The organism is Bacteroidota bacterium (genome assembly GCA_016718825.1).
GTDB lineage: Bacteria > Bacteroidota > Bacteroidia > J057 > JADKCL01 > JADKCL01.
The window spans coordinates 185675-197863 of the sequence record JADKCL010000012.1 but is presented as its reverse complement, the minus strand read 5'-3'; the positions used below and the strand labels follow the sequence as shown (position 1 = coordinate 197863).

Below are 12189 nucleotides of genomic sequence, written 5' to 3'. Positions count from 1 at the left end.
CTCCCGAAGCTCAGCGCTGTCACCGTGATCTTCGCGGGGCCCAGCTGCAGGTTGATCGCCCGCGGCAGGATGTTCACCCCGCCCACAAACTCGTACGAGCCATCGTCGTAGATGACGAGTTTTTCGATGTGGATCGAGGAGTCCAGCACCGGAGCGGAGCCGCCCGGCTGCGTCGCCGTAACCTTCAGGTCCCCGGACAGCGCCAGATGAAATTTGTAATTCCCCGGATCGCTGGCATCAGGAGCCCGCCCAATCGACAGGCTATGAACCGTAAAGTCAAACACATTCGGGATCCCCAGCACCACCCCCTGCTGACTCGCCGCCGTCAACTCAAACGTGTCATTCCCGATGCTCACATCCAGTTCGATCTTCGCCGGCTGCCCGGGATTGTTCCTGTCCTCCAGCCCCGGGACCGTCAGCCATCCCTTGACCGTGGAGCCAATGATCGCGTTCTGACGGAACTTGACCTCAAACGCATGAAGCCCGATCGCGAAGCCGTTCGGGTTGTTCAGCCGAGTGTGGAACAGGTCGCCTTGGTTGCTCGCCTCAAGCGCGATCGTGCCAGAAAATCCGCCCGTGCCGATCAGGAGCTTGCGCCCCACGATCTGCGCCGTGGAGGGTGGGCCGTTCGGATCCTGCTGCCAGAACTTGGGGAAGGTGATCGTGGCTTGGTCGATGGCCACGCCGATGAAGTCGTCTGGGCGGCCGTCCGAGAGAGCCTCGGGAATGCTCTTGGTTCGCGACAGATCAAGTCTTGCATTTGTGAACCCAAATTGGAGAGGAGACTGCCCGATCTGGGCAGTAGGATATTGGGGTGGGAAGGTGACAGAAATCGGCTTGCTGAAACCAAAACCAGCCTTAGTAGAAAATCGCAACTCCCCAGGATCAAATAGCACCACCACCTTCACTGATGGGTTCGTCGATACCACACCATTCGCATCAACAGGAATCAAATATTCCCGGGGAATCTCAAGTCCGGCACTCAATTGAATCGAGGCATCGATATCAGGGATGAGCAGCTCCTTCACGAACTCCAAGGCGCCATCCAAAAAATAAGGAGCAAACGCCTTCTCAAGAAACTCCAGCGGGGGCAACGGCGGGTTACTTCCCAATACATAGATGTCCAACAATACATCCAAAACGTCTTTGTCTTGTCCAGCTAAAGTGGGATGCATGTCCACTGCATCCGCTATGGCCTTGGAGTCGGCCATCGAACCACCTCCCAACGTTGGCGAAAGTGCGGGTGACAAAATGTAGTGGGCATTGATCTCATTCACCAAGAGTTGCCCATCGCGACCTAGTACCACTCCATCGATCACTGCCTCCACGATGCGAGCAGGGGATGGCTGTAGAATTTCAAGGAGCAATTCAAAGAAAGCATCAGCAGAGGCGGAGAAGGATTCTATCCGGAAGCCTCGCACATAGTCCAGAATAGGCCATTTTGCACAGAAGGAAATCGGGATATCCGTATAACTCCCTGGAAGGTTTCCATTGAAGCCCGGGTTCAGCACAAGGAACAAGCCAGTCCCGAACAGATTAACGTCCACCCGTTGATGCGTCCGCAACACCAAGAACCAAGCCCCTCCTCCAAAATAGGGACTGCGGTCATGCTGATACTCCTTGAGCCGGATATTCCCAAGCAAGCTATTGAGATTGCCCTGCACATTCTCTAGGAATTGCGGCAACTTGTCAACTGTGATCAAATCTGAAAGTAAAGGGTAGTATTCCACTTGATCTATACTATTTGATTTTCAACCATTAGTCATTTCTTCTATTTATCCCCTCCAGCATTTCAAAATCCACCTTCCCTTTTCGGTAAGTAGCTCGTCCGATCAAAGTTGAATACCTTTGAATGCGGTACCGAAACCGCGCACCCTTTCGAGATTCAAACTCAATTGTAAAATTAGGATCAGGCGAGAAACTTGCACGATAGGCACTGTCGACCGCAGGGATGAAATTCGCTGCATCCTCCAACAAATGATAGGTGATTCGGTCCTCCTTTACCTCGGCAACGTATTTCTGACCGCTAGTAAGATCTACGAAGGTTACACGACGTTGAATTGCCGTCAATGAATCTGGAATTACCCGTATCATTCCAAAATCCGGATAGGCATCAAACTGTACAAACTCGTATAGCCAACGGAATCCGTAGTCACCCTCAGGCAGCGATTCGTGGGCAAGCCTCATTATCAAGGACATGGAGTTATCGTAAGACTCGAAATCCTCTCCAAGATAGATCACAGGAGGTAGCACCGAATGCGAATCCAGCCTAATCAAGGAATCTTCGTGGCCAATCCCGACGAAAAACTTGCCATCGTATAGCAAAGTCGAAGGTTTCGGGATACCATTTAGAATTGGTTGGCCATTGGTTGCTCGATTGATTTGGTAGCTTCCAATCATATTCCCACAATAGGATGGGCGAAAATCAATAAGGTAAAAATCATATGCCGAAGACGGAACGAATTCTTCTCTAAATGGTGTGACACGCATTGGGCTGTTCTCCTCATCAATGGCAAATAGAAAACTATCTCCGGGGATAGGCATGTAAATTTGTTCCCTAAGTCGACGACTCTTGTTGCATTTCAAGGCTTGCTTTAGAACCACACGATGATGTGGCTCAGAACCAAATTTCTCGATATATGCTCTCTTGGAGACGATGAATGGATCAAGCGCCTTCTCTTTAAGCAATTCCAGCCCCACGGCTTGACGAATTTGACCCAAGCTATCACCAGTTTCACTTGATGAAATCGGCATTTGTCCCAAGGCAGTTCCAAAAAAGGCGATGCCCAGAAAGACCAGCCACAGAGGCGGAAAGCCTGTTCGATATTTATTGCAGCTTCGAGTCATCCAGATTTAAAAATATATATTCCTGATCAAACCACTGTGTCGCTTCGTTGTAAGGCGCTTGGATTTGGTGCTGGGACGTCACTCTCAGTAATTTCAACGGTAAATCAAGTACACCCTTCATAGCCTCGGCACCCAATACTGCTGCAAACTGGGCATTGGGATCACCTCTGAGATGCCCCGCTCCGGTCTGGGGAAGGAATCCATCCGCTTCCAAGTAGGCATCAACCAACGGTCCCATTGCAGATACTGTATCTGGAAACTGTGGATAGGGGATGTTTGATGTAGGGAGAAGAATCAGCCGACTCTTTTCCAAAAGCCTAGTACTATTTGCATCGAACGAGGGTGGACGAGTCGTTATTCCGGAATCCATTCGCACCAGACCAGGGAAATAGCCTTCCAGCATATCCCATATCAGAGACATCAAGGGATCTCTCAACTTAAAAATAGCATGTCCCAATTCATGCAAAACAGTAAGGAATAACCAATCCTGCTTAGGATTGATGTCAGCAACCTGGACAGAACTGGATGCCCCTTGAGGTGTAAACGAGTACGTAGTGCTTTTAGCCACAAATGCATCATGATTGATTCGAATATCAATAGGGATATTCCAATCCAATGTACCAGAGCCTAGACTCCTTAGCCTAGCTAGCGTGGTTCGGGTGTATCCGGGGTTGTTGCTCAAAGGAGTATCTGTCCGTTCAAGGTATAATTTTGAAAGCGAAAACAAACCCTGAGAAATATCATCCTCCGAATAGTCTTGAACCCAATACTCAAAAACCTCAGAGGATTTCAAATTTCGATCCTTGTTCAGATCAGCGTAACGAGTAAGATTAAGTTCTCCGCCGATACGAATAAAAAGAGAATATGGGAGCGTATATACAAACGCAGGCAGCGTGGACAGATTGGTAAACCGAAAACCCAAGCTACTTGACGACGGCGATGATCCGCCTGGGAGAATCCCACTATAATATGTTGGGCTGTCAGTTCGTCCTCCCGTAAATACACCATTAGGGTTGTAATACAATAGGGGGTCAAGCTGTATCCTTACTTGATAGGGCACCCGTTGTTGGTTCCCCTCCCCAGGATTACTGTGTAGAATAATCTTTGCTCCAACCGTACGAACTTGCTCAAGGATCGCATATCCCATCGGCGAATATCGCCTAAAGGTGGTAGCAATCTGCCCCAACCCTCGGACAAAATCTGCATACACGTTTGCAGAAATACCCGAAGTGGGTGGGTTGTATGGAACAAAAAGCGACGTATAGCTCCACGTTGTTGGAATGCTCTCAAATTGGGCGGCTGAGTTAGTACAAAAAATGCGGCCATCACCGAACAAGGAGAACAATGAAATTCCATTGATTGGGACTTCAACAATGGTTCCATCAGCCAATGCGCCCACCACCTTTAGCGTCATGCCAATATATGCACGTAAATTTTGATCTTCGGTTTCTCTCGGAACCTGTTCAAGGTCTCTTTTAAGAAATATGGGATGAAGATCCGGAACTAATTGATTGGCTGATATCGCATCAAGGATGAGCTGATATTCAGAACGGGACATCGAGATAGCATACAGGCTTTCGGGGTTATTTCGAACTTGAACCTGAAGCCCACTAGGTTGCGTAGGATCCTCCCCACGAGGGTTCGTGGTGTAGGTTAGGAAGCTAAGATATTGACCTGGGTTGGGAGGAGCGGCAGCACCCCTGTATTCGCTAACTTTCTGAAGAAACAAATCTTTTGTTCCGCTGGCAATGTCGTTTCCCTCCTTCAATTGGAAAAAACTTCTGGGGGACGACGGCTCCCCTCCGGTGCCGACGGCTTTCGCATTACTGTTAATGAAGTAAAAGTCAGGGTTCCGTCTGATCGCTATAGGGACATAATACAACGTGACTCTTTCTTCTGCGAATGAAATAGGATCTCGATCAACAGCAATGCCAGATTCAACAATGCCGTCAAATGCCTGATTGTTCAAATTTCCAGTATTGACCTCTCGAATATGACCAGTCAATTGCCAATTGGAAAGATTACTATTTTTCCACCTAGGGCCAGTTGTTCCAATTGAGAAAACATTGTCCCAATGGCATGCCGTTGTCAATTGGGAAAGAGAGGCCGGTTGGTTACTGTACTCTCGGGAATACTGTCCTCGAAAATAGCATGAAACTGGAACAGTCGTCTGCCCTTCATCAACAGAATGTATTCCCAGCACTATCTCATTACACCATCCAGACTGATTTTTCAATACCAAGTAACTGTTCGCGTTGTTGACTGAAAACAAGCGTCCCCTTTTTTTCTTTCCTGTCTGATCATAATAATAATGACCATTTGCAAGGTACATTGTCCTTCTGTCGCCAGGATTGCTGACACCCCAGGCTAGTTGAATTCTGATCCCAGCCTTTTCGCTACCTGATGGAATTGCAAACGGACTCTGAGAACCATAATCCAATATCAGAATTGGCCAGCCACTTGTTTCATATGACCTGCTATTGGCACTACTCATTGGAACATTGTCCTTCTCAATGTCATGAAGTTCAAAGGAATCCAAACCAACATTTATGATCCCTGGATTGTAGGTAAGATAAAAATTGTAGGACAACCCATTTTCATTTCGAATATCGATATACGACTTAGACCGGTTGAGAAAAAGAGTCAATAGTTCATCAAACAGTTGTTGAGGTGTTCTGATTGCGGTAGGGGAACCACTGACTGTGCTCAGATATCTTATAGTAAGACCCTTAGAAGTGCACATGCCAAAAAATGCCGCAGGGTCAAGATAGGTATATACCTTTTCCCGTACTGCCCGTATCTCGGCACCAGAAAACGAATTCAAGACCTCAACAAAATTTCCGCCGTTTGTCAACGATACGTTCCTAATAATGTCCAAAGTATGTTCAGCCCAAACACTACCCAGCAATATCTCGAAGCCAAATGAATTCCCATCAAATAATCCAAGTTCCTTTCCAGCCATTACGTGCAATGCACGCAGGGTGGTTGATTCAAAAAATATTGAGTCTATTGTATCATTATCCTCCCTTTCAAAGAGGGTAGATGGTGGCGAATTAGTTGAGGACCTAAATGCAAGTCCCAACGTGTCAGGATGGTTATTGAGGATATAATTATCGGTGAAAATTTGATCATTGAGCGGAGCTGCCGGAACCAAAATAGTCGGATTGCTCAACAGACTGTCCTTCTTAATGCCTCGATAAACGAAGTATTTGATTGGGATACCCGGTATTAATTCCACATCAGGCGCAAGTATAATCGTTAACAAATCAGGATTAGAGCCATCTTGTTGAACCCGAACACGACCATTACAGACTGCAAATGCCCTAGGATCGCTTCTGGAATTTCCATTGAGTACTCCCTCATGCAGGCTAGTCACCCTGAACTTGGTAAACTCTGATCCCGTCACGGGGCCGAATGCAGAATCTCCTGGCGCACCCATCTGTGCCTCCATCAAGTCCGTCTCAGCAAAAAAAAAACACTTCAGTTGCCATAGTATCAAGTCGTTAGTGAATTGGTTTGACTTTGACAAAGAAGTCTAGAAAATTCCTTATTTCTCTCATAATGCGATGCCGTTGGATTCCACGAACACACAGACAGCCCCCCCCTACCAAAAAACAAACCGCTCACATTCTAGGCTAAATTTGTCCCATGGATGGCAGATGTCTGACAAAAACGAATCTCAGCATTCCCCAGCGAAAAAGCAAGCCCATTAACATAAAATTTTCACTGACCCCTTCTTGCCCTGGCGCGCCCTTGCCCTTGCCCAAACCGTTTTACCCCAAACCATTTCCAGCCCCCACTCAGCAACCCTACTCCCACCAAACCAATACTGAAAAAAAGGTTCGCTCAGTAAGTGAGAGCAACCCACCCCGTGCGGACTGACTTTTTTTGAGGCCTGGAGGCCGAATTTTGGCGCAGAAATCGCAAGGAAAGCGTGTGTTGGCCCTTCGCTCCGCCTTGGATCGTGGACCAAGTAGATGCGCATTCGGGGCCATTTCAGCCACAACAGCCAATTTCCGGCGGGGCAAGTGGTGTAAGATTGAGAAGAATGGCCCACAAGACGGTACCCACGCGGGAAAGGTATTTGCCGCGATGGATTCACAAAATGCCTCCAAAATCGCTATCTTGTCGCTGTCTTCATCTTTCTTCCAACCAAAAAGTAGGGTGTGTATGAAAAAGATACTCGTACTGTTTTCATTTTTCTTGATCGCTTTCGCCGCCATTCATGCCCAAGGAAATGGGAACGGCAATGGAAACGCTTATGGGCAAGGCAACGGCAACAACAATGGGAACGGCTGGGCTTGGGGCAATGGCGGTGGATTCAACGCCTTGGTGACCTACCTGGAGAATGGCGGTCAAGTCCCGCAGTTGATATCCCTTGCAGCAATCTTCAAGGCCCGTGAATGGGGGCAGCAGACTTTCGGTTTGAACTACGGGCAAATGGTTGCCAAGTATGTGCAGGGACAACTCACTGTGACTTATCTATCGGTGGCACCGCCAATGCTGGTGTTTAGAGTGCGGAATGGAGGGATTCATATTGACGTCCTTATTGACAATATTTAAATCCGTTTGGCAGCCAGCCAAGTGATGATTGGCTCGTAAAACAAACGTACAGCGTTCCCATCTTCGTCTTGGAAGCGTTCAAGGCTACTGATCATCGCCTCAAGCTCAGCCTTGTAGGCATTGGCTACCTTTTTCGATGGCTTTGGGCTAGCATACCTCCTTGCATTGATTTGAAGAAAACCCAAGAACTGTATGGCGGGGATCGAAAACTCCCCCTTTTCCAACATAAGTTCCCGATGGTTCTTGGCGTGGTGCTTGAGTTCGGCGACCTCATGCGAGTCAAACAAAATCATCAGGTGGCAGATCAAGCCTGAAATTCGATACAACAATGGTGGTTTTTGATCCTTTTCGCGGTAAAGATTGTCAAAAAGAGTCTTTGCCCTTTTAGTATCATGCCTTCCAAGGTAAATGGCCATGATGGCAATCAAGATCCGAGATCGGTTTCCCCCGATAGGTGACGCGAGTACAAATTCTTCATGCCGCTCAAAGATGTCCGATGCCGTCTGTTGTGAAACATAGCCATCACCCGCCGTCGCCCATTCCAGCAGCACCACCAAGTATCTGATGAGGTAGATCGCCCTGTTCTGAGGCGATTCTGGATCAAAAGCGGCAAATTGACGGACCAAACTCGCCCCTTTCTCACGGTTACCGAAGGCAATGTAGTAATCATTGAGCCGAACCATCAGCATGGCACGTTTGACAGGGCTGAGGAAGGGGGAAAGCTGATCCAATTCCCAGACCGACTCAGCCAGCCTGCAAGCGGCTTCACCATCCCCGTTCAGGAAGTGAAACGCTTCGTCCAGAATTGTTTTTTCGCTTTTCAACAAGGGTGGGTAGGCAGAAACGTCGAGCTTCGCAAATTCCGATGTGAGGTACCGATTAATCCGTTCTTGGTCGAGCACACCTGATTTCATACGTGTGGCGATCACCTTGTCCAAGTACTCGGCACGATAATAAGCGATCTGCGGCGCAAGCACGATGTTGGCGCGCGCTTGTTTCAGCTCGGCCTCGCACCCATTGATGGCAACGGCACGCTCCTCCCCGCCAAGTACGAGGGAGAGAATCTCAGCCTCCAAGCCAATCAGTTTCACCAGCCGTTCCAGGTAGCAGCGCTTGATGGCATGGGCCTTCGCGGCATGGATTTCGCTCAATGCTTGCAAAAGCTCCGTACGGGGGAGGCCATTCAAATCGTCAGCAATCCCCGCAATTTCCGGGGGCAATCCAGACCTCAACGCGGCAATCACAGCGTCCAGGCGCTTGATTGCCAGTTCGCGCATCGAGTTCAGGTCATATCCCTCGAATGCAGCCTTTTCTGCTGCGGTCTCATAAGGTTGCTTACCCCTATGCCATACGATCAGGGCTAGCCATTTCCGCTTTTTCCGGCTCACCGAGAGGATGCCCACCACGTCCTCAAATTCGCCATCCGACAACTGATTCACAGTGTCATTCAGGCGCGTAGAGGGCGACCTTGTACCTTTGAAGGGATTACGGGACATTAAGCTGACCGATTCCTGCTTTTTGCAGCGAAGTTCATCCCAATATGGCATGAATTTTTAATTCATGCAATCTTTTGGGCTGCGATGCAACATGACTCCCCACGTTTTGCCCCAATTCGAAGCGCAATACTGCCGAGAAAAACGGAAATATTTTTTTTCTTCCGCGAGTTCGGAATCAACCAAGTCACTTATTTGGCATCAGGATGGAACGATGGCGGGGATGGACGTTTTTTGAGAATAGAAAAGGCAAACGGATGCAGGTTGGTGAAGATGAAGACGATCAACATTACCGCAACCCAATGCCCTAAGAAAGATAACCCGGTCCCTGACGGGACCGGGCCTTTCAAGACTTGATACTTTCAAAGTGGTTGCTGTTTGGCGACGTCACCACAGAGAAAGCCCGATCTTTGACGTAAAACTACACACATTTATTGGAGACACCATCACAGGCCCATGTGAAGGAGGCATTCGTATGCAATGGCACATCGTTCCGCCCTGCGGAAAGGGTTGGTTGTAGTTGGAAGATAGGCAACATCCTTGCTGCTTATCCGTCCCGCTTGAGGGCGGGACGTCAAGCAATGAGCAACGTTGTTACAACAACATCTTGGCCCAAACGAATTGATTAGCGGGTGATTCCAAGGAGGCGGCAGCGGAAAGGGACAAACGCCTAGTTCTGCAAATCCCAATACCATTGCTGGAAATGTTCACGGATCGAATGATTCTCCGATCCCGTCCCACCGTTGCCGTCCTTCCTTGGTTTTTCGCAGCAATAGCCTTCTTCTACCAAGGGTGCAGTCGCAGCATTGGGTGCAGTGGATTTTCCTTTACCCAACCACTTGGAGGATAACAGCATCCCTGCGCTCAGCTGCGCTGCCCCATTTTTGATGTGTCTCCCAATCCGACAAAAGCACGGCTAGCCATCAAAAAATGGCCTGCCCTGCCACATCTACCTTCTGTTGATTGATCCCAAGCAGGCGCGGCCCCAAAAACCGCCCTGCAGGGTCTGTAAACAAAGGTATCCCCATCGTTTGATCCGCCTCCGGCGGGTCAGACCCCACCGCTTCGCGGCACACGGCAGCAGGGTCAAATGTTTGTAGACTCCATCGTTTGATCCGCCTCCGGCGGGTCAGACCCCACCGCTTCGCGGCACACGGCAGCAGGGTCAAATGTTTGTAGACTCCATCGTTTGATCCGCTCCGGCGGGTCAGACCCCTGTTTTGTAGACTCCATCGTTTGATCCGCCTCCGGCGGGTCAGACCCCAGCGGGGTCAAACCTTTATAGAAGAAGATTTCCCTTATGGTAACGACCCCAGCGGGGTCGAACATATTGAACTAGCAAAGTACCCCAAGCATGATTCCTCATTTCTAATTCCTCATTTCTAATTTCTAATTCCTCACCACCACTCAACGCTGATTTTATGAAAGAAACACATTCACCCACAATGCATGGCCCATCGGTAAAACCGCCCGGCCTCCACAACGATTTTTCCGAACAGGAAGCCGAAATGAAAGCCTCGGCCATGCCTCCGAAATTTGCTCTTACTGCAACTCCCGTCAATCCGCCCGACGAGGTAAGCAACGCCAATCGACTCACACCACAGCAGCAAGCCGAATTGGAACGGTTGGGCTTGACCGGCGACGAAATCGAGGCTTTGACCTACCCAATAATGACCGAATTCCTTGCTGCAAGCACCCGATTTGCACCCGAAGAATGGCAACAGCTTTGGCCCACCGTGAAACGCCTTGGGCTTGTCTCCCAAATGGCAACGATCCTTGCTGACTTCTATGAAAAAGGCGACTGGCTCACAAGCGAGTCGGCGGTTTCCCTTGCCGTCTTGGAGGGTTTTAGCTACACCAATGCCGACGGAAAAAAGATGGGCGGCTTCCTGGAACTTGCCCAAGAAGGACAACGCATTGGGATTCGCGCAATAATCCCCTACGACGACTTTGGAAAAACGGTGATCCTGAACCCCAAGAAGACGACTACGGTGCTCGGTCGCGCCGTGGATGCTGCCAAGCACCCTGACGGTTTCCAAGGAGCCATGAACCTGCCAATTGGCACCAACTATTTCCGCTTCCAGCAAGACGCAATGGTCGGCGAAAACATGGGCGGCACCAACGTTCTGGACATTGCCGACTGGTCCTGGGCCAAAAACAATGCTTGGTTGCAAGCCGCCGTGGACCGTGGCGACATCATTCGCTTCATCAGTGATCCAATGCTGCCAAGCACGATTTTCAGGGATGGAGAATTGATCGATGGCGGTATGACGGTGACAGGGCAAGAACTTGGAGTTCTCCTCAATAAAGGGCTTGCGCCTGACAAAAGCTCCGGGAATGTAGAAAAATTCAGCTCGCTTGAAGCATCGCTTTTTCCGAAATATTGGAAAGATGTCAGAAATAAGGTGATCAAAAATGGGAACCTAAAGGACATCGACATGGAAGCCTACAATCGGTTTAGGTATCGATCTGAAAATCCAGACCTATCGCCCAAGACTGCCAAAGATGCTAATGGAAATGTGATCGAATTCCAGTCCAATTTCTTTGGAGGTACTCCTCGCGAAAAGGCATCCGCCTAACTTTGTGTCACCGATTTCATTAGATTACATGCCAATTTGACTTCCAATGGATCGAAAATACCCATTTTGATCTCCCATCTTTTGCTGAATCGCACATGCTTGAGGGCATCGAAAAATATCATTTTCTCCAAGGAAGGAGAAACGGGGATGTTGTGACACTCTCGAATCCTCACTGCATCATCTATCTTCAAAACTTTGGAGAAGGAATAGGCTTCAAGTTTGCCGCAATTGGTGATCCAGAAACAAAGTTCTCCCTTTCAAAGTACCTTGATGCTTTTGTCGATGGCGGGAAACAAGGTAATTGTCCCGAACCGCCACAAGAATTGGATTTGGAACAACAGTTCGTTTACGTTCTCAAAGGTTTCAATAGCGTACTAATCTCCGACAAACTTGCAGCACCCTTGGATGGCGATTTTTCATGGGTTCCCAAGCAGAAAGCATTCAATGAAGAGTACGAAAGGCTTGATTTGAAATTGGACGACCTGTTGGAAATCGACGAGTCCGAATATTTCCCAATTTGGGTGAAGAAAGACGACGGCGACCCCACATGGATGGACGACGTAAGGCGCATCCTCGCCGAACAGGAGTCTAAATCCTAGCCACCTCCACCACAATATTTCCGTTGACACACCCCACCCCGGCAGCCGTCGGAGGGGAGACGGGGCAACCATGCCGCCTTGCGGCGCTTGATCCCCACTTTTTGAGAA

8 protein-coding genes are annotated in these 12189 nt (G+C 49.0%); 3 read left to right on the top strand and 5 right to left on the bottom strand.

The genetic code is table 11. The annotated features are described in order from the left end of the window. The 3 genes from IPN95_15780 to IPN95_15770 form a co-directional block, all read right to left on the bottom strand. Positions 1 to 1685: hypothetical protein (locus IPN95_15780; GenBank protein ID MBK9450832.1), on the bottom strand; the 1685-nt coding region annotated here is incomplete at its 3' end. 73 nt (positions 1686 to 1758) lie between these two features. Continuing rightward, the gene (locus tag IPN95_15775; GenBank protein MBK9450831.1) at positions 1759 to 2847 is read right to left on the bottom strand and encodes a hypothetical protein; all 1089 of its coding nucleotides are present in this window, start codon (positions 2845 to 2847) and stop codon (positions 1759 to 1761) included. Next, positions 2828 to 6298 carry a hypothetical protein gene (locus IPN95_15770; protein ID MBK9450830.1) on the bottom strand — a complete coding sequence of 1157 codons (3471 nt, stop codon included), beginning with the start codon at positions 6296 to 6298 and terminating at the stop codon, positions 2828 to 2830. The genes IPN95_15775 and IPN95_15770 overlap by 20 nt, the downstream gene beginning before the upstream one ends. Before the next feature lie 719 nt (positions 6299 to 7017). On the opposite strand from IPN95_15770, the gene IPN95_15765 reads away from it, so the two are divergent. After that, complete coding sequence (locus IPN95_15765) at positions 7018 to 7410, top strand: hypothetical protein (GenBank protein ID MBK9450829.1); 393 nt, start codon at positions 7018 to 7020, stop codon at positions 7408 to 7410. Here IPN95_15765 and IPN95_15760 read toward each other — a convergent pair. Together IPN95_15760 and IPN95_15755 are read right to left on the bottom strand one after the other, a co-directional pair. After that, complete coding sequence (locus IPN95_15760) at positions 7407 to 8849, bottom strand: hypothetical protein (protein MBK9450828.1); 1443 nt, start codon at positions 8847 to 8849, stop codon at positions 7407 to 7409. The genes IPN95_15765 and IPN95_15760 overlap by 4 nt on opposite strands. 724 nt (positions 8850 to 9573) lie before the next feature. Continuing rightward, complete coding sequence (locus IPN95_15755) at positions 9574 to 9759, bottom strand: hypothetical protein (GenBank protein ID MBK9450827.1); 186 nt, start codon at positions 9757 to 9759, stop codon at positions 9574 to 9576. 565 nt (positions 9760 to 10324) lie between these two features. Between IPN95_15755 and IPN95_15750 the strand changes: the two genes are divergently transcribed. Together IPN95_15750 and IPN95_15745 are read left to right on the top strand one after the other, a co-directional pair. Continuing rightward, positions 10325 to 11482, top strand: coding sequence for a hypothetical protein (locus tag IPN95_15750; GenBank protein ID MBK9450826.1), 1158 nt, complete (start codon positions 10325 to 10327; stop codon positions 11480 to 11482). Positions 11483 to 11577: 95 nt separating this feature from the next. Continuing rightward, entirely contained in the window at positions 11578 to 12081 is a 504-nt protein-coding gene (locus IPN95_15745) for a hypothetical protein (GenBank protein ID MBK9450825.1), read from the top strand. Positions 12082 to 12189: the final 108 nt, after the last annotated feature.